Origin of the sequence: Sphingobium sp. LMA1-1-1.1, from assembly GCF_040676365.1 — a bacterium.
Lineage (GTDB): Bacteria > Pseudomonadota > Alphaproteobacteria > Sphingomonadales > Sphingomonadaceae > Sphingobium.
The window spans coordinates 45,354-70,090 of sequence record NZ_JBEGHS010000002.1; the positions used below are offsets into that span (position 1 = coordinate 45,354).

Annotated in this window: 28 protein-coding genes; 12 read left to right on the forward strand and 16 right to left on the reverse strand. The window is 65.3% G+C overall.

The window, feature by feature from the left end; all coding sequences use genetic code 11:
• The first annotated feature begins 38 nt into the window (after positions 1-38).
• Entirely contained in the window at positions 39-377 is a 339-nt protein-coding gene (gene fdxA, locus MRBLMA1_RS05340) for a ferredoxin FdxA (RefSeq protein ID WP_363735486.1), read from the forward strand.
• 254 nt (positions 378-631) lie between these two features.
• The gene (locus MRBLMA1_RS05345) at positions 632-1,159 is read left to right on the forward strand and encodes a CarD family transcriptional regulator (protein ID WP_133654593.1); all 528 of its coding nucleotides are present in this window, start codon (positions 632-634) and stop codon (positions 1,157-1,159) included.
• 116 nt (positions 1,160-1,275) lie between these two features.
• On the opposite strand, the gene MRBLMA1_RS05350 is transcribed toward MRBLMA1_RS05345, so the two are convergent.
• Both MRBLMA1_RS05350 and MRBLMA1_RS05355 read right to left on the reverse strand, forming a co-directional pair.
• Complete coding sequence (locus MRBLMA1_RS05350; protein WP_363735488.1) at positions 1,276-1,515, reverse strand: hypothetical protein; 240 nt, start codon at positions 1,513-1,515, stop codon at positions 1,276-1,278.
• Between the two features lie 117 nt (positions 1,516-1,632).
• The gene (locus MRBLMA1_RS05355; RefSeq protein ID WP_363735490.1) at positions 1,633-2,094 is read right to left on the reverse strand and encodes a hypothetical protein; all 462 of its coding nucleotides are present in this window, start codon (positions 2,092-2,094) and stop codon (positions 1,633-1,635) included.
• Positions 2,095-2,222: 128 nt separating this feature from the next.
• Between MRBLMA1_RS05355 and MRBLMA1_RS05360 the strand changes: the two genes are divergently transcribed.
• From MRBLMA1_RS05360 to ahpF, 3 genes are all read left to right on the forward strand, one after another.
• Positions 2,223-2,873, forward strand: a complete 651-nt coding sequence (locus tag MRBLMA1_RS05360; protein WP_133654590.1) for a TetR family transcriptional regulator C-terminal domain-containing protein — start codon at positions 2,223-2,225, stop codon at positions 2,871-2,873.
• Between the two features lie 118 nt (positions 2,874-2,991).
• Positions 2,992-3,555, forward strand: a complete 564-nt coding sequence (gene ahpC, locus MRBLMA1_RS05365; RefSeq protein WP_133654589.1) for an alkyl hydroperoxide reductase subunit C — start codon at positions 2,992-2,994, stop codon at positions 3,553-3,555.
• Between the two features lie 350 nt (positions 3,556-3,905).
• Positions 3,906-5,486 (forward strand): alkyl hydroperoxide reductase subunit F, encoded by a 1,581-nt coding sequence (gene ahpF / locus MRBLMA1_RS05370; RefSeq protein ID WP_363735491.1) that lies wholly within the window; start codon positions 3,906-3,908, stop codon positions 5,484-5,486.
• 72 nt (positions 5,487-5,558) lie between these two features.
• Here the strand turns inward: ahpF and MRBLMA1_RS05375 are convergent, their stop codons facing one another.
• From MRBLMA1_RS05375 to glmM, 5 genes are all read right to left on the reverse strand, one after another.
• The gene (locus tag MRBLMA1_RS05375; RefSeq protein ID WP_363735492.1) at positions 5,559-6,194 is read right to left on the reverse strand and encodes a L,D-transpeptidase family protein; all 636 of its coding nucleotides are present in this window, start codon (positions 6,192-6,194) and stop codon (positions 5,559-5,561) included.
• Between the two features lie 90 nt (positions 6,195-6,284).
• Positions 6,285-6,884 (reverse strand): ribonuclease HII, encoded by a 600-nt coding sequence (locus tag MRBLMA1_RS05380; RefSeq protein WP_363735589.1) that lies wholly within the window; start codon positions 6,882-6,884, stop codon positions 6,285-6,287.
• The gene (gene thiD, locus MRBLMA1_RS05385; protein WP_363735493.1) at positions 6,877-7,638 is read right to left on the reverse strand and encodes a bifunctional hydroxymethylpyrimidine kinase/phosphomethylpyrimidine kinase; all 762 of its coding nucleotides are present in this window, start codon (positions 7,636-7,638) and stop codon (positions 6,877-6,879) included. The genes MRBLMA1_RS05380 and thiD overlap by 8 nt, the downstream gene beginning before the upstream one ends.
• Entirely contained in the window at positions 7,635-7,859 is a 225-nt protein-coding gene (locus MRBLMA1_RS05390) for a DUF1272 domain-containing protein (RefSeq protein ID WP_363735590.1), read from the reverse strand. The genes thiD and MRBLMA1_RS05390 overlap by 4 nt, the downstream gene beginning before the upstream one ends.
• Before the next feature lie 63 nt (positions 7,860-7,922).
• The gene (gene glmM, locus MRBLMA1_RS05395) at positions 7,923-9,263 is read right to left on the reverse strand and encodes a phosphoglucosamine mutase (protein WP_363735494.1); all 1,341 of its coding nucleotides are present in this window, start codon (positions 9,261-9,263) and stop codon (positions 7,923-7,925) included.
• Positions 9,264-9,352: 89 nt separating this feature from the next.
• Between glmM and MRBLMA1_RS05400 the strand changes: the two genes are divergently transcribed.
• Positions 9,353-10,726: an alanine/glycine:cation symporter family protein gene (locus tag MRBLMA1_RS05400; RefSeq protein WP_363735495.1), complete on the forward strand. Its 1,374-nt coding sequence runs from the start codon at positions 9,353-9,355 to the stop codon at positions 10,724-10,726.
• Between the two features lie 127 nt (positions 10,727-10,853).
• On the opposite strand, the gene MRBLMA1_RS05405 is transcribed toward MRBLMA1_RS05400, so the two are convergent.
• The 4 genes from MRBLMA1_RS05405 to radA form a co-directional block, all read right to left on the reverse strand.
• Positions 10,854-12,176 carry an aminopeptidase P family protein gene (locus MRBLMA1_RS05405; RefSeq protein WP_363735497.1) on the reverse strand — a complete coding sequence of 441 codons (1,323 nt, stop codon included), beginning with the start codon at positions 12,174-12,176 and terminating at the stop codon, positions 10,854-10,856.
• 118 nt (positions 12,177-12,294) lie between these two features.
• Entirely contained in the window at positions 12,295-12,477 is a 183-nt protein-coding gene (locus MRBLMA1_RS05410; RefSeq protein WP_363735498.1) for a CsbD family protein, read from the reverse strand.
• Between the two features lie 125 nt (positions 12,478-12,602).
• Entirely contained in the window at positions 12,603-13,118 is a 516-nt protein-coding gene (locus MRBLMA1_RS05415; protein ID WP_363735499.1) for a CvpA family protein, read from the reverse strand.
• Positions 13,119-13,129: 11 nt separating this feature from the next.
• Entirely contained in the window at positions 13,130-14,497 is a 1,368-nt protein-coding gene (gene radA, locus MRBLMA1_RS05420; RefSeq protein WP_363735501.1) for a DNA repair protein RadA, read from the reverse strand.
• 89 nt (positions 14,498-14,586) lie between these two features.
• Between radA and MRBLMA1_RS05425 the strand changes: the two genes are divergently transcribed.
• From MRBLMA1_RS05425 to MRBLMA1_RS05435, 3 genes are all read left to right on the forward strand, one after another.
• The gene (locus MRBLMA1_RS05425; protein WP_363735502.1) at positions 14,587-15,285 is read left to right on the forward strand and encodes an endonuclease/exonuclease/phosphatase family protein; all 699 of its coding nucleotides are present in this window, start codon (positions 14,587-14,589) and stop codon (positions 15,283-15,285) included.
• Between the two features lie 76 nt (positions 15,286-15,361).
• Positions 15,362-17,698 carry a patatin-like protein gene (locus tag MRBLMA1_RS05430; RefSeq protein WP_363735503.1) on the forward strand — a complete coding sequence of 779 codons (2,337 nt, stop codon included), beginning with the start codon at positions 15,362-15,364 and terminating at the stop codon, positions 17,696-17,698.
• Positions 17,695-18,300 carry a hypothetical protein gene (locus MRBLMA1_RS05435; RefSeq protein ID WP_363735504.1) on the forward strand — a complete coding sequence of 202 codons (606 nt, stop codon included), beginning with the start codon at positions 17,695-17,697 and terminating at the stop codon, positions 18,298-18,300. Before MRBLMA1_RS05430 ends, MRBLMA1_RS05435 begins: the two co-directional genes overlap by 4 nt.
• Positions 18,301-18,303: 3 nt before the next feature.
• Here MRBLMA1_RS05435 and MRBLMA1_RS05440 read toward each other — a convergent pair whose 3' ends face one another.
• A complete protein-coding gene (locus tag MRBLMA1_RS05440) occupies positions 18,304-18,591 on the reverse strand; it encodes a 4a-hydroxytetrahydrobiopterin dehydratase (RefSeq protein WP_363735505.1) in 288 nt (95 codons plus the stop codon).
• Positions 18,592-18,677: 86 nt separating this feature from the next.
• Here MRBLMA1_RS05440 and MRBLMA1_RS05445 point away from each other — a divergent pair, with 86 nt between their 5' ends.
• The 3 genes from MRBLMA1_RS05445 to MRBLMA1_RS05455 are packed head-to-tail and all read left to right on the forward strand — an operon-like array spanning position 18,678 to position 20,352.
• On the forward strand, positions 18,678-19,103 hold the full coding sequence (locus tag MRBLMA1_RS05445) for a metallopeptidase family protein (protein ID WP_133654575.1): 426 nt from the start codon (positions 18,678-18,680) through the stop codon (positions 19,101-19,103).
• The gene (ccmA, locus tag MRBLMA1_RS05450; RefSeq protein WP_363735506.1) at positions 19,100-19,708 is read left to right on the forward strand and encodes a heme ABC exporter ATP-binding protein CcmA; all 609 of its coding nucleotides are present in this window, start codon (positions 19,100-19,102) and stop codon (positions 19,706-19,708) included. The genes MRBLMA1_RS05445 and ccmA overlap by 4 nt, the downstream gene beginning before the upstream one ends.
• Positions 19,705-20,352 (forward strand): heme exporter protein CcmB, encoded by a 648-nt coding sequence (locus MRBLMA1_RS05455; protein ID WP_133654573.1) that lies wholly within the window; start codon positions 19,705-19,707, stop codon positions 20,350-20,352. The genes ccmA and MRBLMA1_RS05455 overlap by 4 nt, the downstream gene beginning before the upstream one ends.
• 143 nt (positions 20,353-20,495) lie before the next feature.
• Here MRBLMA1_RS05455 and ftsH read toward each other — a convergent pair whose 3' ends face one another.
• From ftsH to MRBLMA1_RS05475, 4 genes are all read right to left on the reverse strand, one after another.
• Complete coding sequence (ftsH, locus tag MRBLMA1_RS05460; protein ID WP_363735509.1) at positions 20,496-22,445, reverse strand: ATP-dependent zinc metalloprotease FtsH; 1,950 nt, start codon at positions 22,443-22,445, stop codon at positions 20,496-20,498.
• 67 nt (positions 22,446-22,512) lie between these two features.
• Entirely contained in the window at positions 22,513-22,704 is a 192-nt protein-coding gene (locus MRBLMA1_RS05465) for a hypothetical protein (protein ID WP_066555398.1), read from the reverse strand.
• A 132-nt stretch (positions 22,705-22,836) separates the two neighbouring features.
• A complete protein-coding gene (gene tilS, locus MRBLMA1_RS05470) occupies positions 22,837-23,781 on the reverse strand; it encodes a tRNA lysidine(34) synthetase TilS (RefSeq protein ID WP_363735511.1) in 945 nt (314 codons plus the stop codon).
• A 7-nt stretch (positions 23,782-23,788) separates the two neighbouring features.
• Positions 23,789-24,691: a tetratricopeptide repeat protein gene (locus MRBLMA1_RS05475; protein ID WP_363735591.1), complete on the reverse strand. Its 903-nt coding sequence runs from the start codon at positions 24,689-24,691 to the stop codon at positions 23,789-23,791.
• Positions 24,692-24,737: the final 46 nt, after the last annotated feature.

Sequence of the window (24,737 nt, forward strand, 5' to 3'; positions counted from 1 at the left end):
GCAGGCGCCGATTGTCTCAATTCCAAGAGTGTTGACCCATGACCTATGTGGTGACCGATAACTGCATCCGCTGCAAATATATGGATTGCGTCGAAGTTTGCCCCGTGGACTGTTTCTACGAGGGTGAGAACATGTTGGTCATCAATCCCAATGAGTGCATCGACTGCGGCGTGTGCGAACCGGAATGCCCGGCCGAAGCGATCCTGCCCGATACCGAGAACGGCCTGGAAAAATGGCTGGAGCTCAACACGAAATTCTCCGCCGAATGGCCGAACATCACGGTCAAGGGCGATGCGCCCGCGGACGCCGATGAAATGAAGGGCATCGAAAACAAGCTGGAGAAATTCTTCTCGGCGGAACCCGGCACCGGCAGCTGAGCGACCGTCCCCGGTCGTCCCAGGACTAGCTCTAGCGGTCAACTTGCGCGCCCACTCCCGGATTTTGTGTCCGGGGGTGGCAATTTTGTTACGAATCTGATAAATGGGAACCAACAGGTGGACATGGTCGCGTCCGCTACGGAGACAAATGCCTGATGTTATGATGGTGGCGCCGCGCTTCCCCTGGCAGGTGCGTCTTTTCGCACCTGCAACGCGAATGCCACCGTTCCCCCGAACACATGGAAAGGTTTCAAATGGCTGCCAAGGCGCTGTCCTTTGACGTAGGTGATTATGTTGTTTACCCCAAGCATGGCGTTGGCCGCGTCATAGAGCTGCAAAAGGAGCAGATCGCAGGCATGGAGCTGGAGCTGTACGTGCTCCGCTTCGAGAAGGAGCGCATGACGCTCCGCGTTCCCACGAACAAGGCCGAAGGCGTCGGCATGCGCAAGCTGTCCTCCAACAAGACGCTGGAGGAGGCGGTCGAAACGCTGAAGGGCAAGCCCAAGGTAAAGCGGACCATGTGGTCGCGCCGCGCCCAGGAATATGAAGCGAAGATCAACTCGGGCGACCTGGTGTCGATCGCGGAAGTGACGCGTGACCTGTTCCGCGCCGACGATCAGCCGGAACAGAGCTATTCCGAACGGCAGATCTTCGAGGCCGCGTCCAGCCGCCTCGCCCGCGAACTCGCGGCGATGGAGGAAACGGACGAACCCAGCGCCCTCAAGAAGATCCTGCGCATCCTCAATGAGGCCGCACCCCGGCACGTGAAGGTCGAAGGCTGAAGAATTCGGGCTGAACCGACAACGGCAGGCCTGGAAAAGGGCGCCCCCGATCGGGGGCGCCCTTTTTGCATGTCAGCCACGCGGATGAAGCCGGACGGCCGGTTCCGCCGAGGGCTTCACTCGCCCTTGGCCGCGCCTGCCGCATCCTTGGCCGCGTCGCCGACGTCGCTCGCCGCCTGACCGACCTGCGAGGCGGCGCTTTCGACCGCGTTGTCCTTCCGGCTCTGGCTGCTGATCAGGAAGAAGGCGGCAATGGCCACAACCACGACCAGCAGGAGAACCGCTATCATGGTGCCGCCGCCGCCACGTTTTTCGATGATCGTGGTCGTTGCTGGACGCTCCTGATAATCCGCCATATTGATCCTCCTCATCTTCACGCCACCCGGCGGCATAAATGCGCAAGCACACAGACGGGTTCCTGGCGGGTTCCTGGGCCGCGACGGCCGCGCCAAGGCGCCTTTCCGGATAATCCCTCAGCGGCAATAGCCCTCCCGTCCCGGCAGGACGATCAGGCAGTCCTGCCGGCCAGCCAGATCCTTGAAGCCGGTCTCCGCCCCCGTTCCCGGACGGATGGTCAGATCCTTGCCGTCGCGCATGAAGCGGATCGTCTTTCCTTCGGCCACGCCGGCATAATCCGCCTGCCGGTCCAGATTGTCCTGGTTCGCGATCGCATAATGGCCGCGCCGGCCGTCCGGCGAAGGCTGAATGTCCAGGAATAGCCCCTCCGGCCCGTTCCACCGTCCGACCCATTCGTCGGTCGGCAGGTTCGCCGACTCGTTGACGGCCGATCCGACGGCGTCCGGCTCCGCAATCGCCTCAACCTCCGGGGCCTCGGCATTATTTCCCTCGTTCCGGTCCACATTCTTCGTGCAGCCCGACGATAGCGCTCCCATTGCCATCAGCGGCAGGAGCAGGCCCAGATTGCGGCGTTTCATCCATCTTTCTCCTTGCAATTGACCCGATAAACCGCTGAACGCGAGGCTTCGATCCATTTTTCCGGAAGGGACGGAGCCGCATGTCAGCGGCTGCGGCGGGAAAATCGGATCATGGGCGGGGAAGAGAGATGGAGAACAAGGTTGAGGTGCGCCCGGAACGGGCGCGGTTCGTTCGCGAATCCGCTGATTTCCGGCGGCAGGCGCTGATAGAGGCGACGGCGCGCTGCCTTGCGGAAAAGGGCGTGGGCGGCACTTCCGTTCGTGCGATCTGCGCCTATGCCGGCGTCTCGGCGGGCTTGCTCACCCATTATTTCGATGGCGTCGACGCCTTGATCCTGGCCACCTATCGCGATGTCGGCGAAAAGGTCGCCGCCGCGATGGAACGCGCCGTGGCGGAGGCTGGACCCGATCCGCGTGACCGACTCTGGGCCTATCTGCGGTCGAACTTCCAGCCGCCCGTGCTGGACCCCAATCTGCTCGCGACCTGGATTTCCTTCTGGAGCCTCAACAAGACCAATCCGGCGATCGCCGCCACCCATGCCGAAACCTATGGCGGGGGACGCGAACGCATGGAGGTTCTGCTGCGTGAAGCAGCGCCGCAGATCCCGCGTCCCGACGCGCGCATCGCCGCGATCGGGCTGACCGCCATGATCGACGGCCTGTGGCTGGAACTGTGCCTCGACTCCTCGACCTTCACGATCGCCGAAGCGCTCGGCATGATAGAGGAAGCGATGAATTACGTGCTGGCGAAGCCCAGAAATGGCCAAGTCGATCAATGACGCGGGTAGTGATCGTTTTTATCAATCAAGCTGGCCAATAAAACCAATTTCACGCCACCCCGCGCATTCCCTACATGGGTCGGGCAACAGCAACCCCTGTAAAGGAACTGGAAAGCCCATGGCGCTTATCAATACGACCATCAAGCCGTTCACCGCCACCGCTTACAAGGAAGGCAAGTTCGTCGACGTGACCGACGCCGACGTGAAGGGCAAGTGGGCCGTCTTCTTCTTCTACCCCGCCGACTTCACCTTCGTCTGCCCGACGGAGCTGGAGGATCTGGCCGACATCTACCCGACGCTGCAAAAGCTGAATGTCGAGGTGTACTCGGTGTCGACCGACACGCATTTCAGCCACAAGGCTTGGCATGACACCTCGCCGGCCATCGGCAAGATCAATTATTACATGCTGGGCGACCAGTCGGGCCAGATCACCAATAATTTCGACGTGATGCGTCCGGGCGTCGGCCTGGCCGACCGCGCGACCTTCCTGGTCGATCCCGAAGGCGTGATCCAGTTCATGGAAATCACCTCGGAAGGCGTCGGCCGCAACGCGACCGAACTGCTTCGCAAGGTCAAGGCTGCGCAATATGTCGCCGCCAACCCCGGCGAAGTCTGCCCGGCCAAGTGGGAAGAAGGCGAAGCAACCCTCGCTCCGTCGCTCGACCTCGTCGGCAAGATCTAAGAGCCTTGAGTCTCGTCGGGCTGGGTCGAGATACGCTCTCCCCTGCCCGGCGGACCATCCTGGAACCGCGTTTTCCTGCGAAGACAGGAACACGGTCCCCTTTCGTGCCGAATTCCCGCCTTCGCAGGAAAACGGAACGTCAATACCGCCAGATCATTAGCAAGAACGCCGGGCCTTCGGGTCGCACCATCCCGGCGAAGATATAGAGCATCGTGCGCAAAAGTGGGAACCGGTTTTGCGCAAAAACGATGCGACATCAAAAGCATAGCGCGCGCTGCATGACTCGGACTTGACGCAACGCGCTCTAGCCGCGCCCCGGATAGGCGCGCCCAACCCAAGGAGACCAGAAGATGTTGGACGCAAATCTCAAGGGCCAGCTCAAGGCCTATATGGCGAACATCACCCAGCCGATCGAACTGGTCGCGTCGCTGGACGACGGCGCGAAGAGCCGTGAACTGAAGACCCTGCTGGACGAGATCGCCGAACTGTCGGACAAGGTGACCATCGCCGCCGGTCATGACAGGCGCGTGCCCAGCTTCATGATCCGCCGCACCGGCACGGACATCGGCGTCACCTTCGCCGGCCTGCCCATGGGCCATGAATTCACCTCGCTGGTGCTGGCGCTGCTCCAGGTCGGCGGCCACCCTTCCAAGGCGGCGCAGGACCTGATCCAGCAGATCAAGGATCTGGACGGCGACTTCGCCTTCGAAACCTATTTCTCCCTCTCCTGCCAGAATTGCCCCGACGTGGTGCAGGCTCTCAATCTGATGAGCGTGCTCAACCCGCGCATCAGCCACGTCGCGATCGACGGCGGGCTGTTCAAGGAAGAGGTCGACGCCCGCAAGGTCATGGCCGTCCCCACCGTCTTCCTGAACGGCGAACCCTTCGCCAGCGGCCGCATGGAGCTGGAGCAGATCGTCGCCAGGATCGACAGCGGCGCGGCAGCCCGCGCGGCCGAGAAGATCGAGGCCCAGGACCCGTTCGAGGTGCTGGTGGTCGGCGGCGGCCCCGCCGGCGCGGCCGCCGCGATCTATGCGGCGCGCAAGGGCATACGCACCGGCGTCGCGGCGGAGCGTTTCGGCGGCCAGGTGCTCGACACCATGGATATCGAAAATTTCATCTCGGTCAGCCGTACCGAGGGGCCCAAGCTGGCGTCGGCGCTGGAAGCGCACGTCAAGGATTATGAAGTCGAGATCATGAACCTTCAGAAGGCGGCAAAGCTGATCCCCGCCAGGACCGAAGGCGGCTATCATGAGGTCGTGCTGGAAAATGGCGCGTCGCTCAAGGGCCGGACCGTCATCCTCTCCACTGGCGCCCGCTGGCGGCAGATGGGCGTGCCGGGCGAAGAGGAATATCGCAACAAGGGCGTCGCCTATTGCCCGCATTGCGACGGTCCGCTGTTCAAGGGCAAGCGCGTGGCGGTGATCGGCGGCGGCAATAGCGGCGTCGAAGCCGCGATCGACCTTGCCGGCATCGTCGCCCATGTGACGCTGATCGAATTCGACAGCCAGCTTCGCGCCGACGCCGTGCTTCAGCGCAAGCTCGCCAGCCTGCCCAATGTCAGGATCATCACCTCGGCCCTGACGACCAGGGTGGACGGCAATGGGGAGAAAGTGACCGGCCTCAGCTACAAGGACCGCAACAGCGGCACGGAGCATGATGTCGAGCTGGAGGGCATCTTCGTCCAGATCGGCCTTGTCCCGAACACCGAATGGCTGAAGGACGCGATCGCCCTTTCCCCACGCGGCGAGATCGAGATCGACGCGCGCGGCGAAACCAGCCAGCCGGGCATCTTCGCCGCGGGCGACTGCACCACCGTGCCCTACAAGCAGATCGTGATCGCCATGGGTGCCGGATCGACGGCGGCGCTGTCCGCCTTCGACTATCTCATCCGCCTCCCCGCGACGGAGGAAGCCGCCGAAGCGGCCTGATCACAAGGACGGCAATCAGGAAGGCGGCGGGGTTCACAGGAGCCTCGCCGCCTTTCTCACACCCCTTCGGGCCTAACGCCGCATCAACCTCAACCGGAATATTCCCGGATCCACCTCCAGCATCGGCGCGCCCTCCACCGGATCGTCCCGCTGCGCCAGCGCGACCGGCGCCTGCGGGGTGAAGGTGGCGACGGCGCTGCCCGGATCGCCCAGCACCAGCGCGTCCACCATCAGCGTCGGGCTCAACCGCTCCGGCGTCACGCTGACCAGCGTTCCGACCTGCGTCATCCCGAACAGCTTGCGGGCGAAGGCATAGGGCAGGCGGATACAGCCATGGCTCGCCGGATAACCGGGATTGTGCCCGGCATGCAGCGCGATCCCGTCCCAGGTCAGCCGCTGCATGAAGGGCATGGGCGCGTTGGAATAGATGTTGGACCGATGCCATTCCCGCTTCTGCAGGACGGGAAACTCGCCGGTCGGCGTGCGATGCCCCTTCATCCCCGTCGACACGCTGGCGATGCCGACCAGCCGGTCACCGTCATAGACATGCACCCGCTGCCGCTCGATGCTGATGACCAGATAGAGCGGCCCGCCAAACGGCCCCTCCTCCAGCCAGCTATACCCCCCCGGCCCCAGCGATTCCTGCGCCCCCGCAGGCCGCGCAACCGCAAGGATCAGCAGCAGCAGGAAGGTCGGAAAGGTGCGCATAAACACCTTCTTAACCATAAGACCGGCCGGCACCAGCCCCCGCATGCCACTTCCCCGTATCGGAACGGGACGGGCCGCTGCAACGATCCCCTAGAGCAGGCTCAACTGCGCGACCGGCGCAAAGCTCCTGCGGTGCAGCGGCGTCGGCCCATGCTCGCGCAGCGCGGCCAGATGCCGGGCGCTGCCATAGCCCTTGTTGCTTTCCCAGCCATAATGCGGGTGCACCGCCGCCGCCTCTATCATCATCCGGTCGCGCGCCTCCTTCGCCAGGATGGAGGCGGCCGCGATCGACAGGCATTTGGCGTCGCCCTCGACCACTGCCGTCGAAGCCCATCGCCACTGCGGACAGCGATTGCCGTCGACCAGCACATGCGCGCAATCATGGGTCAGCGCCTCCACCGCCCGCGTCATCGCCAGCATGGTCGCCCACAGGATATTCAGGCTGTCGATCTCCTCGACCGACGCGACCCCCAGGCCCCAGCACAGCGCCCGCGCCTTGATCTGGCCCTCCAGCACGGCCCGCTTCGCCGCGCTGAGCTGCTTGCTGTCATTGAGCCCGTCGGGGCAATCCTCCTGCCGCAGGATCACCGCCGCCGCCACCACCGGCCCGGCCAGCGGCCCCCGCCCCGCTTCGTCCACCCCGGCGACCAGTCCGGGATGATGGCGCAGTTCATGGGCGAAATCAGGCATGGTCATGGAATCCGAAAGGCGCGCCCATCGGCCCATGTCCGCCGCCCAGCCCAGGCGCCAGCGCCAGCGCCTCCCGCACATATTTGCGCGCCCGTTCGATCGCGTCGATCATGTCCCATCCCTGGCCCAGCCCCGTCGCGATCGCGCTGGCCAGCGTGCAGCCGGTGCCATGGCTATGCCGCGTGTCGATCCGCGCATTGCTCCACGCCTTCACCACGCCGCGCGGCCCGATCAGCCGGTCGGTCAGCATCGGCCCCTCGCCATGGCCGCCCTTGGCGAGCACATGGGTGGCGAAGCGGATCGCGATCTCCTCCCCGCCCAGCGCCGCCAGTTCCGGGATATTGGGCGTCACCACCGTGGCCAGCGCCATCAGCCTCTCGAACGCCGCCACGGTCGCCTCATCGGCCAGCACCGAACCGCTGCTGGCGACCATGACCGGGTCGAAGACGATGGGCACGCCCTCCAGCATCGCCAGCCGCTCCGCCACCGCCGCGGCGGTCTGCGCCGATCCGATCATGCCGATCTTCACCGCGTCGACACCGATATCGCTGATGACGCTCTCCATCTGCCCGATCACCATGTCGGTCGGCACCGGGTGAACGCCCTGCACGCCCAGCGTGTTCTGCGCGGTGATCGCGGTGATCGCCGTCATGGCATGGCCGCCCAGCAGCGTCACGGTGCGGATATCGGCCTGGATGCCGGCCCCGCCGCCGCTGTCGGACCCGGCGATGATCAGGACGCGCGCGACGGTCATACCCTGAAACGCCGCTCCGCCGACGCCGGATGCCGCTTCAGCGCGTCGCCCGTCCGGGTCGGCCGGTCCATCAACTCCCCGCCGCAATTGGGGCAGCGGTCGTCCAGCGCCTCCGCACAGGACGCGCAGTAGGTGCATTCGAAGGAACAGATGAACGCGCCCGGCTCATCGGCGGGCAGGTCCACGCCGCAGCGCTCGCAATCGGGCCGCATCTCAAGCATGATCCGCACCCGCCGCTCGTCCGTCCTCTCTTCGCCGGCGGGAACGACCGCAACGCGACGCCATCACGCCGCCGCCCTGGCCACCGCGTCGCAGATGCGCTCCACCACATCCCTGACCTGTTCCTCCCGGTCGCCTTCCGCCATCACCCGGATCACCGGCTCCGTACCGGAAGGACGGATGACCAGCCGCCCGCTGCCCTGGAGTTCCGCCTCGGCCTGGGCGATGACGCGCTTCACATCCTCATGCTCCAGCGGCCTGCCGCCCGAAAAGCGGACATTCTTCAGCAATTGCGGCACGGGATCGAACTGGTGCAGCACCTCGCTCGCCGGCTTGCCCGATCGCACCAGCGCCGCCAGCACCTGCAGCGCCGCGACCGTGCCGTCGCCGGTCGTCGCATAGTCCGACAGGATCATATGTCCCGACTGCTCGCCCCCCACATTGAAGCCGCCCTCGCGCATCCGTTCCAGCACATAGCGGTCGCCGACCTTGGTCCGCTCCAGCGCCATGCCCTGCCCCGCCAGAAAACGCTCCAGCCCCAGGTTCGACATCACCGTCGCCACCAGCCCGCCGCCACGCAGCGTGCCCGCCTTCGCGAAATTGCCCGCGATCAGGGCCATGATCTGGTCGCCGTCGACGATCGTGCCATGCTCGTCCACCACGATCAGCCGGTCGGCGTCGCCGTCCAGCGCAATGCCGATGTCCGCGCCCGCCGACACCACGCTTTCCTGCAACAGCAGCGGCGCGGTCGATCCGCACTGGTCGTTGATGTTGATGCCGTTGGGCGTGACGCCGACCGCCACGACCTCCGCCCCCAGCTCCCACAGGGCGGAAGGCGCGACCTGATAGGCCGCGCCATTGGCGCAATCGACCACGATCTTGAGCCCGTCGAGCCGCAGTTCCGCCGGAAAGCTCGACTTCACCGCATGGATATAGCGGCCGCGCGCATCCTCCACGCGGCGGGCCCGGCCGATGTCCTGCGATGCGGCGAGCGGAATCTGCTGGTCCAGCATCGCCTCGATCTTCAGTTCATCCTCATCGGACAGCTTGTATCCGTCCGGACCGAACAGCTTGATGCCATTGTCGAAATAGGGATTATGACTGGCGGAGATCATCACGCCCAGGTCGGCGCGCATCGAATGGGCCAGTAACGCCACGGCGGGCGTCGGGATCGGCCCGAACTGCACGACGTCCATGCCGACCGCGGTGAACCCGGCGACCAGGGCATTTTCCACCATATAGCCCGACAGCCGCGTGTCCTTGCCGATCACCACGCGGTGGCGATGGGTGCCCCGCTGGAAATGCTTGCCCGCCGCCATGCCGACCTTCATCGCCAGCTCGGCCGTCATCGGCCACTGGTTCGTGCGCCCGCGAATGCCGTCCGTACCGAAATATTTCCTGCTCATCGTCCCTGCCCGCCCAGCGGTGAAGCTCTCACCCCTCCCATAGCAATCTTTGTTCGACTTTCCAGCCGGGACCGGCCATCCCCTTGCGAATGGACGGATTCAATGCAGCGGTCGACGCCCTTTCCGGCGCGGTCTTCATGAAGGTGCCGGTGCTGGGCACGCAGATCGAACTGATCGTGCTCTACCTCGCGCTGCCGATGCTGTTCTTCACTATCTGGCTCGGCTTTCCCAACCTGACGGCCGTGGGCCGGGCGCTCCGCATCCTCAAGGCGCAGCCCCATGCGGGCGAGGCGAAGGGCGACATCAGCCAATGGGGCGCGCTGTCAACGGCGCTGTCGGGCACCATCGGCCTCGGCAATATCGCCGGCGTCGCGGTCGCGCTGACGATGGGCGGGCCGGGCGCGATCCTCTGGATGTTCATCATCGGCTGGTTCGCCATGACGGTGAAGATGGCGGAAGTGACGCTGGGCCTCAAATATCGCGTCTTCGACGCGCAGGGCCATGTGCATGGCGGGCCGATGTATGTGCTGAAGGCGGTCGGCGCCGCGCGCGGCTGGCCCAGGGCCGGGCTGATCCTGGGCGGCCTCTACGCCTTTTTCGCGCTGTTCGGGGCGATCCCCATGGTTCAGGTCAACCAGAGCTTCGCGCAGGTGAAGGTAGTGACGGGCTTCGGCAATGGCTGGGCCTATGGCACGATGCTGGCGGGCGCGGTGGCGCTGGTGACGCTGGGCGGCGCGGCCTGGCTGGGCGAAGTGGCGAAACGTCTGACCCCGCTCAAGGTCGCGGTCTATCTGGTCGGCGTGGCGACCGTGCTGATCCTTCATGCCGCCGCCATTCCGGGCGCGCTGGCGGACATCTGGCACGGCGCATGGAACGGGCAGGCCGCGACCGGCGGCGCGGTCGGCGCCTTCGTCGCCGGCATGCGGCGCGCCGTGTTCGCCAGCGAGGCGGGCGTGGGATCGGCGGTGATGGCGCACAGCCTGGCGCGCGTGCGGCATCCGGTGTCGGAGGGGCTGGTCGCCCTGCTGGAACCGCTGCTCGGCACGATGATCGTCTGCGCCCTGGGCGGGCTGGCGCTGGTCGTGGCCGGCACCTGGAAGGGCGGGCTGGAGGGGATTGCCATCACCTCCGCCGCCTTCGCGCAGGTGTCGCCCTCCTTCCCCTGGCTGCTCGCGGTGGTGGTGGTGCTGTTCGCCTATTCGACGCTGGTCGCCTGGGGCTTTTACGGCCTTCAGGCCTGGGGCTATCTGTTCGGCAACGGCCCCAGGGCGCAATGGACCTGCAAGATCCTCTATATCGTCGCCCTGCCCCCCGCCGCCGCGATCGACCTCGGCCGGGTGGTCGGCATCGTCGACAGCAGCTTCTTCCTGATGGCGGTCCCCAATGTCATCGCCCTCTACCTCTGCGCCGGGGAGCTGCGACGCGATGTGCGGGACTATCTGGCAACCCCCGAAGAGGGCTGACCCTCCTTGTTTCAGCAAGCCGTGCTCCTGCGCAGGCAGGAGCCCAGTCCCGCCGCCTGAACGGCTCGCATCCCCCTGATCACCGAATGACGGCAGGGCAGGAACACCGTGCCCTTGTTGAGGCAGCCTATCGCGCCATCGCCGCCTCGACCTCCGCAATGCTGCGCGGCACGCCTTCGCTCAACCGCTGCGATCCGGTCGGCGTGATCAGGTACAGATCCTCGATCCGGATGCCGTAATTGGCGGACTGCACATACAGCCCCGGCTCCACGGTGATGACCGCGCCGGCGGGCAGCGGCTTCGACATGTCGCCCACATCATGGACGTCGAGCCCGACCAGATGCCCCAGCCCATGGGTGAAATCGTCCACCCGCCCCGCTTTCCGGAACACGTCCTTCGCCGCCTCGACCAGATCCTCATAATAGACCCCGGCCTTCAGCCCGGCGACTGCGGCGGTCTGCGCGGCGAGGACCAGTTCATAGGATGCGCGCTGTTCGTCGGTGAACCTGCCGCTGGCGGGAAAGGTGCGCGTCACGTCGCAGGCATAGCCCCCGACGGAGGCGGCCGCGTCGATCAGGATCAGGTCGCTCTCGCCGATCACGCCGCTGCCGCCCGTATAGTGCAGCGACGCCGCGTTGCGCCCGGTCGCGACGATGCTGTCATAGGCCAGCCCCTCGCCGCCTCCGGCGCGGAAGCCCTCCTCCAATATCGCCTTCAACTGCCGTTCGGTCATGCCGGGACGCACCTGCTTCATCGCGGCGATGTGACCCCGCGCCGTCGCTGCCATCGCCTTGCGCATCAACTCCAGTTCGCGCGCTTCCTTGACGATGCGCAGCGAAGGCAGAAGCGCGCTGTCATCCTTCATCGAAACGCCCGGCACGCGCTGCATCACCCTGCCATAGAGCTCCAGCGCCTTGGGCACGGGCGCCGATGCGCTGACGATCGGTCCCAGGAAATGCAGCGTCTTGGACCGCTCGGCCAGGGCGGTGACCAGGCTCCCCAGACCGCCGGTGCGCGAAACCCTGGCAAAGCCCGTGCGCCGCTCCAGTTCCGTGCCCAACGGCAGGCGCTCGACCTCCCAGCGCTCCGACTCCACATCGCGCGACGGCAGCAGCAGCCATTCCCTGATCGTGCGTTCGGCGGGCGCCATGACAAGGACGGCATCCGGCTCGTCGACAATGCCGGTCAGCCAGGCAAAATCGCCATCCTGCACGAAGGGCGGCGCCACCGCCGCGCTGCTTTCCACCGGCCCCGCGCCATGGACAACGGCGACCCCGTCCTTCAACGCCTCCATCACCCGGCGACGGCGTTCGCGGAACACCTCGGGCGCGAAGGGGACCGTTCCCGACGGCGTGGCAAAACCCTGCGGCGGCAGGACCTGCGCGCGCAATCCGGTCGCGCACAGGAGCGAAGCCGTCCCGCCCGCGATTATCGACCGTCGATCCAACATGTCCCTGAACTCCCTTGCCCACCAAGTGAAGCAGCAAGAGGTGTATGATGTCAATAATACAGTAAAAGGCCCCGCCAAAAAGGCGAGGCCATTCTATGAAACATTCATGGACTTTGATTCAGATCTTGTCGCCAAGAGCGCCCTTGACGGAACCCTTGATGTCCTGCGCCGTGCCCTTGACCTTCTGCGCCTGCCCCTCCGCAACCAGGTCAGGATCGCGCTGGTTGCGGCCGACAGCTTCCTTGATCGCGCCAGCGGCCTTGTTGCCCGCGGCCTTCACCTTGTCGGTCATCTCGCCCATCGGAAATCTCCTTGCGTTGCTGTTACCCGATGAACGGATGAGCAGAACCGAAAGTTTCCTCCAATACGCAAACGGAACGGACAGTATCGCGAAACGGGCGTCACGGCGGCGCGCGTTCAGACCGCCTAGTCCGAAGCGGATGGCTTGCGCGCCCGATGCTCCACCACGAATTCGCTGATCGCCTGACCGCTGGCATTGAGCAGCGGATATGTCCGGGCATCCGACAGCCAGTCGGGGCGTCGTGCGCCGCTGCCGTAAAAAGTGTCATAAACCAGGCTGAACGCCAGAAACACCAGCGTCGCGCCGATCAGGCCTTTGACCGCGCCGAAGCCCGCGCCCAGAACCCGATCGACAGGCCCCAGAATCGACTGCCGCGTGCGCCGGCCAATCGCGTGCGCCAGCATCTTGCCGGCGCCGAACGTGATGCCGAAGACCAGAACGAAGGCCAGCACAGCCGCCCCGCTCACACTGCCGACGAAGGGCGCCACCAGTTCCGTGGCAGAGGCATGGAAGAGCCGGATCGCAAAGATCGCCAGCACCCAGGCGATCAGCGACAGGGTTTCCTGCACGAAACCACGCATCAGCCCGAAAATGGCACAGCCGCCGATCAGCAGCAGGACGAGTATGTCGATCGCGTTCATCGCGCTGTTGGCTATCCGCGGCCGAGCATCTGGTCAACAAGTTGCGCAAGGGCGCGATAACCGCTCACGGAAATGCCCTTGACGCCGTCAGCCACGGCGGCGGGGACAAAGGCACGATTGAAGCCGAGCTTGGCCGCCTCGCGCAGTCGGAGCGGAGCATGGGCCACCGGCCGGATTTCGCCAGACAGCGCGATTTCCCCGAAGAGGACCACATCGGCGGGCACCGGACGCTCCGACAGGGCCGACATCAGCGCCGCCGCAACCGCCAGGTCGGCCGCAGGGTCCGACAGGCGATAGCCGCCCGCAACGTTCAGATAGACTTCGCAGGTCGAGAAGCTGAGGCCGCAGCGCGCCTCCAGCACGGCCAGCACCATGGCGAGCCGCCCGCTGTCCCATCCCACCACGGCGCGACGAGGCGTGGCGCCGCTGGAAAGACGGACGACCAGCGCCTGAATCTCGACCAGCACCGGGCGCGTTCCCTCCAGCGCCGGGAATACGGTCGCGCCGGTCACATTCTCGTCGCGATGGGTGAGGAACAGGGCGGAGGGATTGGCAACCTCCTCCAGCCCCTCCGCCACCATGGCGAAGACGCCGATCTCGTCCGTGCCGCCGAATCGGTTCTTGATCGCGCGCAGGATGCGATATTGATGGCTCCGCTCACCCTCGAAGCTCAACACGGTGTCGACCATATGCTCCAGCACGCGCGGACCGGCGATGCTGCCGTCCTTGGTGACATGGCCGACAAGGATCAGGGCCGTGCCGCGCTGCTTGGCAAAGCGGATCAGCTCCTGCGAGGAGGCGCGAACCTGGCTCACCGTGCCGGGCGCGCCCTCGATAAGGTCGCTGTGCATCGTCTGGATCGAATCGATGATCAGCAGCGCCGGTGGTGCACCCTCGCCCAGGGTCGTCAAAATGTCGCGCACGGAAGTGGCGCTGGCAAGCTGCACGGGCGCGTTGCCCAGCCCCAGCCGCTGCGCGCGCAGGCGCACCTGGTCCGATGCCTCCTCCCCGCTGATATAGGCGACGCTGTGCCCCGCAGATGCAATGCGGGCGGCGGCCTGCAGCAGCAGCGTCGACTTCCCGATACCGGGATCGCCGCCGATTAGGGTGGCCGAACCGGAGACGATGCCGCCTCCCAGTGCCCGGTCGAACTCCGCTATGCCGGTGGTGGTGCGCGGCGGCAGTTCCACCTTGTCGTCCAGCCCCACCAGCATCAGCGCCCTGCCCCCGCTATGCAGGTCATGACGGGCGGAAAAGACGGTTTCCGCAGCTTCCTGGACAATGCTGTTCCATTCGCCGCAATCGTCGCACTGCCCCTGCCACCGGCCCGAAACGGTGCCGCATTGCTGACAGACGAATTTGCGCTTTGCCTTGGCCATTGCGCACGCATAACAGAACATATACGGAACACAAATCCTCTTTGCATCTTCCCGTGGAAACCGGGCGCGGAGTGGCGCATTGTTTCGTCATGAAGACCGTCCGCGTCGCAAGCTACAACATCCGCAAGGCCATAGGCACCGACCGCCGCCGGGTTCCCGAACGAGTGATCGACGTTCTGAACGAACTGGATGCGGACATCATAGCCCTGCAAGAGGCCGACCGGCGCTTCGGTGTCCGGTCGGCCGCGCTGCCGCACTGGCTGGTTGAGAGCATCAGTCCCTACAAGCCCGTGCCGCTCAACGTGCAGGTCGATTCGATGGGCTGGCACGGCAATGCCATATTGGTGCGCAAGGAGGCAGAGGTGGGCGCGCACGACGTGCTGCACCTGCCCTGCCTGGAACCGCGCGGCGCCACCATGGCGGAGGTGACGCTGGGCCAGGCGTCCTTGCGCATCTTCGGCATGCATCTCGATCTGTCGGGACTATGGCGGCGCAAGCAGGCCGCCGCCGTGATCCATGCCGCGCATCTCGGCGATCCGATGCCGACGGTCCTGATGGGCGATCTCAACGAATGGAGCGCGGAGCGCGGCTGCCTCGCCGACTTCGCGCGGCATTACAGCTTCGCGCCCTGCGGTCGGTCCTTCCACGCGCGGCGCCCTGTAGCGAGGCTCGACCGGATCATGCATTGCGAGCGACTGAAGCTGGTCGACTGCGGCGTGCACGAAAGCGCTTCAGCGCGCAAGGCGTCGGACCATCTGCCGATCTGGGCGGAATTCAAACTGGGGTGACGAACCTGTTGGGCAAAGGCGCCTCTCCACCTACACCCCCTCGACAAGCCGCCCTTGCTCTGCAACTCTCGGCCCCATGAAAGAGCGGGAACTCAGGCTCGCACTGGTCTGCTATGGCGGGATCAGCCTGGCCGTCTACATGCACGGCATCACCAAGGAAATCTGGCACCTGGCCCGCGCCAGCCGAGCTTTTCATGACGGCGTCCCCTCCGGCAACAGCAGCGAGGCAGTCTATCGCCAGTTGCTGGAGGATCTGGAAAAGACCTGCGGCATCAAATTGCGGGTGATGCCCGATATCATCGCCGGGGCCAGCGCCGGCGGCATCAACGGCATCTTCCTGGCGCAGGCGATTGAGACGGGCCAGTCGCTGGACCCGCTGACCGACATGTGGCTCGACAATGCGGATGTGGAAAAGCTGCTCGATCCCGATGCCCGACCGGCGCGGCGGATCACCAAGTTCTGGGCGACGCCGCTCGTCTGGATGGCGGCGCGGCATCCGGGCGACACGGTCGAACGCACCGTCGCGCCTGACACGCGGGAGGAGGTTCGACACAAGCTGTCGCACTTCATCCGCTCCCGGTGGTTCGAGCCTCCCTTCGGCGGAGAAATCTTCACCGCCATGATCCTGGATGCCTTCGACGCGATGGAGGCGACCGGGCGCGGTCCACCCTTGTTGCCCGCCGGCCATCCTTTGGACCTGTTCGTCACTGTCACGGATTTTGAAGGTCATCCCCAGAGCCTGAACCTCAACAGCCCGCCACAGGTGGTGGAGACGGAGCATCGGCTCTCCATCGGCTTTCGCGCCCGCGGTCGGGACGGACGCAATCTTGCCGACCCGGCCGAACTGGTCTTCGCCGCCCGAGCCACTGCCAGCTTCCCCGGCGCCTTTCCGCCCTTCACCGTGCGTGAGCTGGATCGGGTGCTGAAACGCCGCCATCGCGCCTGGCCGACGCGCGACGCCTTTCTGGCGCGTGCCCTTCCCCGTCATGCGGCGCGCGGCCGTGCCGAGGACGCGGTGTTGATCGACGGCTCGGTGCTGGCCAACGCTCCCTTCGCGCAGGCCATCGGCGCGCTCAGGAACCGGCCGTCGCGTCGCGAGGTCGATCGGCGCTTCGTCTATATCGATCCCAAGCCCGGTCATCGCTCGATCCAGCTCAACCGACACGGCGAGGCGGAGGAAGCATCGGGCCAGGATGCGCCGCTGCCCGGCTTCTTCCGCACGATCTTCGGCGCCCTGAGCGATATTCCCCGCGAACAGCCGATCCGGGACAATCTGGAGGCGATCGACCGCCACAGTGCCCGTATCCGTCGCATGGTGCGCATTTTGAACGCGCTGCGACCAGGGATCGAGGCGGAGGTGGAAAGCGCCATCGGCGGTATGCTCTTCCTCGACCGGCCGACGCCGGCACGGCTTTCCGCCTGGCGCAACAAGGCGCAGCAGCGGGCGGCCAGTTCCGCCGGTTTCGCCTTTCCCGCTTATGGCCATCTCAAGCTGTCCGGCATCGTCGAGGATCTAGCCGACCTGCTGTTCCGCCTGAGCGGGGAGGAAAGCGCCCTGATGCGCGAAAGCTATCGCCAGGCCCTGTGGAGCCATGTGCGTGCCATGGGCGCTGACCAGTTGACGGAGGATGTCGGCCCCGCCTCTGCGCCGGTCGACTTCTTCCGCCTGCACGACCTGTCCTTCCGCATCCGGCGCCTGCGCTTCCTCGCCCGGCGGCTGGCCGAGACGCTGGAGGTGGAGGTGGAGGCGGCCGCCGCCGACCCCGCCATCCAGAAGATGCACGACGCCATCTATGCCGCCCTGTCGCACTATACCGAATGCGAGGGCACCGACTTCTACAATGGGGAGATCAAGGCGGCGGCCGGCCAGGTGCCGAGCGATGCTGGCGCGGCGCTGGAGGCGGTGGCGAAACTCCGCGGCCTCCGCGAACGGGACGAAGCGGCGGACATGATATTGGCCGAAGCCCTGGCCGCACTGCCCAAGGCAGCGCGGCGGACGATGCTGCTCGCCTATCTTGGCTTCCCTTTTTACGACATTGCCACCCTGCCGCTGCTGCAGGGCCATGGGATGGATGAATATGACCCGGTCAAGGTCGACCGCATTTCGCCGGAGGATTGCAGCGCGATCCGCCCTGGCGGCGCAGAAGCAACGCTCAAGGGCATAGAGTTCAATAATTTCGGCGCTTTTTTCAGCCGCACCTATCGGGAAAACGACTATCTCTGGGGACGTCTGCACGGGGTCGAGCGGCTGCTGGATATCGTGATTTCAGCATGTCCTGCGGCAAACCGTCTTTCCCGGGAAGCAGTGGATCAATATAGGCGAACCGCTTTCATGGCGATTCTCGACGAAGAGGAAGAGCGGCTGGACCATGTCGCCGATCTGATCGCCAGCTTGAGAGAGGAGATCGGGTGAACGCAGGCAAGGTGCTGTTTCCGATGATGATGCTGGCCCTGCTTGCCGGTTGTTCTCCCGACCCTGAGGGACGGGCAAACGCGAAAGCCGGACCACCATCCGCGCCAGGTCTCGCAGCCGGCCCCCTTCTCACCGGGGACAGCCCTCCACAGCGTGAACAGGATCCGGCCGCCCTGCCCGCATCGCCCGAGCTCGACCCCGCGCCTTCGCGCCATGGTGAAATGGACAGTGGACCGCGGAAGGAAATCGCGGCCGCCGGCGCATCAACCCTGCGCCCGCTGCCGATGAAGCCGTCCGTGGTCAACATCCCGCCGCCGCCCTATGTGCCCGACCTGCCGCCATCGAACGGCACGGCGGATCCCACGCCCTTTCCGGACGAGGTAACGCGATTCATGGTCGACCGCGACAGTTGCGACCATTTTCGCGGTGAGGAGGCCTATGACGCGGAACGGCTTGCCTATTTGCAGGACAATATCGCGGCGCTCTGCACCGGCACCGATGCGCGACTGTCGCTCCTGCGTCACCGCTATGCCGATGATCCGGCGGTCATGTCGGCCCTCAGCGGCTATGACGACCGGATCGAGGGCAATGCCTCCCAATAGAGTCTATAAAAGGGCATCGATCCGGGCGGCGAGGTCTATGTCCCGGCGTGACAGACCGCCCGCGTCATGGGTGGTCAGCAGGATCTCGACGCGATTGTAGACGTTCGACCATTCGGGATGGTGATCCGCCATTTCCGCCAGCAACGCCACGCGCGTCATGAAACCGAACGCCGCGGAGAAGTCCCTGAAGGTGAAAAGGCGGCGAATGCCGTCCGGATCCTGCACCGGCGTCCAATCCGGCAGGTTCCGTAGCGCCAGCGCGCGTTCCTCTCCGTCCAATTTCGCAATCATCCATTCATCCCCTGCCTCGCCGTCCCATTTTCCGGCGGCATTAACCCATTTCCCGGTGCGTCGGCGGTTTGCAGACGATTCGGAACATGCTTTATGTCTCCCTTATGGACGATGCCGGTCAACAGCCCCGATTTGCGCCGACGCGCGAGGATATTGAAAGCCTGGCGCTGGGGGCTCTCTCCCGATTGCCTGAGCCGTTCCGCTCGCACCTTTCCAATGTCCTGCTGTTCGTGGAGGAGTTTGCCGATCCCAAGCTGCTCAAGGAGATGGAGATCGATGATCCCTTCGGCCTGACCGGCCTTTATACCGGGCGCCCGGTTGGAGAAAGGGCACAGACCGGCGACCTGCCGCCGACCATCCACCTGTTCCGTCGCCCGTTGTTGGACGAATGGGTCGAAACCGGCGTGCCGCTCGACATGCTGATCACCCATGTCGTCGTGCACGAGATCGGCCATCATTTCGGCCTGTCTGACCTCGACATGCACGTGCTGGAGGACATGGTCACGCTATGAGCCCGGCGGGATTGCACCTGTCGGGCGTCGCGTGCGCGCGGGGCGGGAGGCTGCTGTTCCGCGACGTCGACCTCAGATTGGAGCCGGGCGGCAGTGCGTTGCTGAAGGGGCCGAACGGCATCGGCAAGTCCAGCCTGATGCGCATCTGCGCCGGCCTGCTGGCTGCGACCGCCGGGACAGTCGAACGCCAGGGCCGGGTAGCCCTTACAGACGAAAGGCTGGCCCTGGACACGGAGCAGCCACTTGGAACGGCGCTCCGTTTCTGGGCGCGGCTGGATGCAACAGCGCCGGAGGCCCTGGATGCAGCATTGGCGGCAATGGCGCTGGAACCTCTCAGCCAGGTGCCGGTGCGCCTGCTGTCGACGGGACAAAGGAAACGGGCGGCGCTGGCGCGCGTGATCGCGAGCGGCGCACCCATCTGGCTGCTCGACGAGCCGGGCAACGGGCTTGACGAGGCGGCGCTTGACCTGCTGGGAAAGGCGGTGACCCGGCATCTGGCCGATGGCGGGATCGTCGTGGCCGCGTCGCACCAACCCTTGCCGCTGGCCAGCCCCGCCATGGTGAAGATGCAGGACCATGTCTGGGCGATGGAGGAGGAGGCGTGACCATCCTCCTGACCCTGGCGGCGCGGGATTTGCGGCAATCCTGGCAATCCGCCGGACTGTGGCTGCCGGTCGCCTTTCTGCTGCTGGTGGCCAGCCTCTATCCCTTTGCCGTGGGTCCGGACGCGGCGTTGTTGCGGCGGAGCGGCGGCGGCATGCTGTGGATTGCGGCGTTGCTCGCCAGTCTGCTGCCAGTGGACCGGCTGGTGGCGCCGGATCGCGACGCCGGCGTGCTCGACCAGTTGGCGCTGCGCGGCATCGGGGAAGAAACGGTCGTGCTTGCCAGGCTGATTGCCCACTGGCTGGGATTTGGACCGGCGCTGATGGTCGCGACCTTGCCTGCGGCCGCGCTGTTGAAGCTCGACGGAACGACCATCGGGTTGCTCGAAGCAGGACTGCTGATCGGCACGCCCGCGCTGGCGGCATTGGGATTGCTGGTGGCGACGCTGACGGCAGGATTGCGCTCCAGCGGCGCGCTGTCGGGGCTGCTGGCCTTGCCGCTTGCTGTGCCGCTTCTGATCTTCGGCGCAGGGACGCTGGGCGATGGCAGCGGTGCGGCGCTCAAATTCCTGGGCGCCACGTCATTGCTGCTGGTAGCGATCACCCCCTTTGCCGGAGGCGCCGCCATTCGCGCGGGGCGGGAGTGAAAAAGGATCCGGCTCGGTTCCCGCCCACTCTTCATGCATAGCCGGGCGGACGGCTGAGGACCGCTCTTCCAGCCCAAAGCCGGCTGCATCCGACAAAAAAGGCGCCGCCCTCAGGCAGCGCCTTTCCGAATATAGAGGTGGGATCAAGCGCCAGCAGGCGATGGATCGCCGAAAGGCCCCTTGCGACGGCGCGTTTTCGGGATCGAAGATCCCGCCGCCGGGATCACCGACGGCTTGATCGTCGTGCCGTCGTCGCGGGTGATCTCACCCTTTTCGAGTAACGTCTTGATCTCGTCGCCCGAGAGCGTCTCATATTCCAGCATCGCATTGGCAAGCAGGTGAAGCTGATCCTCGTGTCCGCTCAGCACTTCCTGCGCCCGGGCATAGCCCTGCTCGACCAGCCCCCGAATTTCCTTGTCGATCAGCTTCGCCGTCTCGTCCGACATATGGACGCGCTGACTCTGCGAATAACCGAGGAAAGTCTCGCCCTGCTGCTCCTCATATTGAAGCGGCCCAAGCTTGTCGGACATGCCCCATTGCGTAACCATGTCGCGCGCCAATTTGGTGGCATATTGGATGTCGCCCGACGCACCCGACGACACCTTGTCATAGCCGAAGATGATCTCCTCGGCCACGCGGCCACCCATGGCGACGGCCATGTTCGCGTGCATCTTGTCGCGGTGGTAGCTATAGCTGTCCCGCTCAGGCAGGCGCATCACCATGCCCAGCGCACGGCCGCGCGGGATGATCGTCGCCTTGTGGATCGGGTCGGACGCCGGCTCATGGACCGCGACGATGGCATGGCCCGCCTCATGATAGGCGGTCATCTTCTTTTCATCGTCGGTCATGACCATGGAGCGGCGCTCGCTGCCCATCATGACCTTGTCCTTCGCCGCCTCGAACTCGTCCATGGCGACGAGGCGCTTGCCGCGACGAGCCGCCATCAGCGCGGCTTCATTGACGAGGTTGGCGAGGTCCGCGCCGGAGAAACCTGGCGTGCCCCGCGCGATAGTCCGCGGATTGACGTCCGGCGCCAGCGGCACCTTCTTCATGTGAACAGCCAGGATCTTCTCGCGGCCCTCGATGTCGGGACGGGGCACCACGACCTGCCGGTCGAAGCGGCCCGGACGAAGCAGCGCGGGGTCCAGCACGTCGGGGCGGTTCGTCGCCGCGACGATGATGATGCCCTCATTCGCCTCAAAGCCGTCCATCTCGACCAGAAGCTGGTTCAGCGTCTGCTCGCGTTCGTCATTGCCGTTGCCCAGGCCAGCGCCGCGATGGCGGCCGACCGCGTCGATTTCGTCGATGAAGACGATGCAGGGCGCATTCTTCTTTGCCTGCTCGAACATGTCGCGCACGCGGCTGGCGCCGACGCCGACGAACATCTCGACAAAGTCCGAACCCGAAATGGTGAAGAAGGGCACGCCCGCCTCACCCGCGATCGCGCGGGCCAGCAGCGTCTTGCCGGTGCCAGGCGAACCGACCAGCAGCGCGCCCTTGGGAATCTTGCCGCCCAGCCGCGCGAACTTGGTCGGGTCCTTCAGGAACTCGACGATTTCCTGAAGCTCCTCGCGCGCTTCGTCGATACCGGCGACGTCATCGAACGTCACCTTGCCGTGCTTCTCCGTCAGCAGCTTGGCCTTCGATTTGCCGAAGCCCATCGCGCCGCCCGCACCGCCGCCCTTCTGCATCTGGCGCAGCACGAAGAAGGCAATGCCCAGGATCAACAGGAATGGCAGCGACTGGTAGATGAGGATCATCCAGAAGCTCGGCTGTTCCTCCGCCTGTCCGGAATATTTGACATTATAGTCGTCCAGAAGGCCGGTAAGCCCCGGATCATTGACCGGGACCGTGCTGAATTTCTGGCCGCTGCTCAGTGTGCCGGAAATCCGGTCGGTGGCGATGGCGACGTCCTTGACCTGGCCTTCCTGCACCTTGGCGCGGAATTCGGAATAGGCGATGCCCGTGCCGGCGGTCGACGCCGTGCGGCTGTCGAACATGGAGACGAACAGCAGCAGGGCGACAATTACCCCCGCCCAAATCATCGCGCTCTTGATCCAGGGATTACCCTGCGGGTCCTTCTCGTCGTTCATTCACCACTCTCTTTCACCCGGCAAGATAGGATGCCGCAGCAAAATCGCAAGCGCGCGACCTTTCCGGTCAGCCGCCGACAAATTGCGACAAGGCAATATAGGCCAAGATCACCGCGACCCCTGCGGAAAGACCGCAGAGCATATACCCTGTGTAGAGCAACATTGGCGGATGGGGCCGTTCCATCCGGTGATTGCGCTGTGCTGCCGAAAGAATGACGCTGGCCAGCAGGCCATAGGTCACCGCTGCAAATTCAAACATGAATCGAAAAATCCCACGCTCAACTGGCCTCATTAACCAGCATAGGCGTTAAGGAAAGGTCATTTTGCGCGGACAAATCGACAGATGGTTCGCCGGACGCGCCAAGCGGTGGAACCTTTCCGTAACGATCCTCTATTGCCATCGCCGCTGCGGCGCGACGGTTAGCGTCCATCGGGATCCGCCCTTCAACACCAGGCGCCCAACACTCATTTTTCGTCCCTGGCGCGCTGCTTCGATCAGGCGATCGACGGCGTCCCCTCGAGGCGGCGAGGCGTCAGGCTGCAATCGCTTCACCATCCGCAGAAGCAATCGTCGCAGCAATTCGCGCGGCAGATCGGTGCGATCCAGCGCCAGCCCTTCTCCTTCGGCCGACAGGTGACGCGCAGCAAGATCGTCCACCATCCATTCCAATGCTTCCTCGGCCTCCGCCAGAGCCGCAGCACTGCGGCCCGCCGCCTCGGCATCTATCCATTCGACCCCCGCCAGCTCCGCTCGCAAGGCCGCCCGGTCAAAGCGCGGATCGCTGTTCGACGGATCATCGACATAAGGCAGCCCGCGCACACGCGCATAGGCCAACAATGCCGCCTTGCGCATCCCCAGCAGCGGTCGCAGAACCACACCCTGCCGCGCCCGCACGCCCGCCAACCCGCTGACGCCGGATCCCCGGTTGAGGCGCATCAGCAGTGTTTCGAGTTGGTCATCGGCGTGATGCGCGGTCAGCAGCCAGTCCAGGCCGCGTGCCACCCGCCAGCCCTCCAGCAGCGCATAACGCTGTGCCCGCGCCCAGCCCTGCACATTGCCCCGAACCGCGCCGTCAGGATGCAGCGTGGTATGGACGATCCCCGCCCGCGCGCACCAGTCCGCCACCATCGCGGCCTCGGCGGCGGATGCTTCGCGCAGACCGTGATCGACCGTCGCGGCCTCGACCCGCCCGGCAAAGGCCCTTCCCGCCATGTCGAGCAGCGCCATGCTGTCCGGACCGCCCGACACCGCCACGCCGAAGCGGGCGGCGCCGTCTTCCCCGATCAGCGAAGCAATCGCCCGGATCAGCTCGTCGACGGGATCGCCCTCACTCATCCGCGCTTCAGGCGGTACACTTGGCCCTGGTCCGGCCCTTGTCCATCATGCCGCGCAGACCGGTCGACAGGGTCGCACCATAGACCTGCTCCAGTTCCGCATAGACCTTGCATGCGTCAGCCGGTTTCTTGAGCTGGATCAGCGCTTCGCCCAGATAGGCCAGGCTGTCGGGCGCCCGGTCGCCCTTGGGACGCTTTTGATAATTTTCATAGAAGGCGACCGACGCGAGCGCCGGCTTGCCATCGTCCAGATAAGCGCGGCCCAGCAGGTTCGCCGCCTTGCTGGCGATCGGGCTGCTGCCATATTTGTCGACCGTCGCCTTCAGCTGCGCCTGCGCCTCCGGATAGAATTTCGCGTCCCATAGGCGGAAACCGTAGCTATAGGCATCGTCCGCCTCATTGCCGCTGGAAGGCCGCTCTATCGCGGCAACAGCGGTCTTGCGCTCCTCGCTTGCGCCGCTGGGGGCGGGGCGAGGCGCGGGGTGGCTGGATGCCGCAGCAGGCGCAACAGAAGCCGAGGGTGCGGAGACCGGGGGCACGACAACGGGCGCGGCGCGGCTTTCCTGCTCCGCCTTGTAGCGGTTGAACGCCTCCTCCAACTGCTTCAGCTTGAAACTGTTTTCCTCGACCTGACCGGTGACAGAGGCAAGTTGCGATTCCAGCGCGCTCACCCGCGCCGTCAGGTCGGCCACCGGCGTTGAGGAAGGCGATCCGGGCATGATGGCGGGCGTCGCCGGGCGGGTGATTTCCGCCTCCAGCGGCGCGCCGGCGGGAAACACCTTGCGCTGCACGGCGCGCATTTCCTTCTCCAGCCGGTCAACCCGCACATCGACGCTGACATTCTGGGCCGCGACGGGCGCGGCGAACGCGGCCAGCACCAGTGCAGAGGTCGCGAAAAAGGCGTTACGCATGATGATCCCCGACTTGAACTTCTTCAATGCAATACGGCGCATCCCG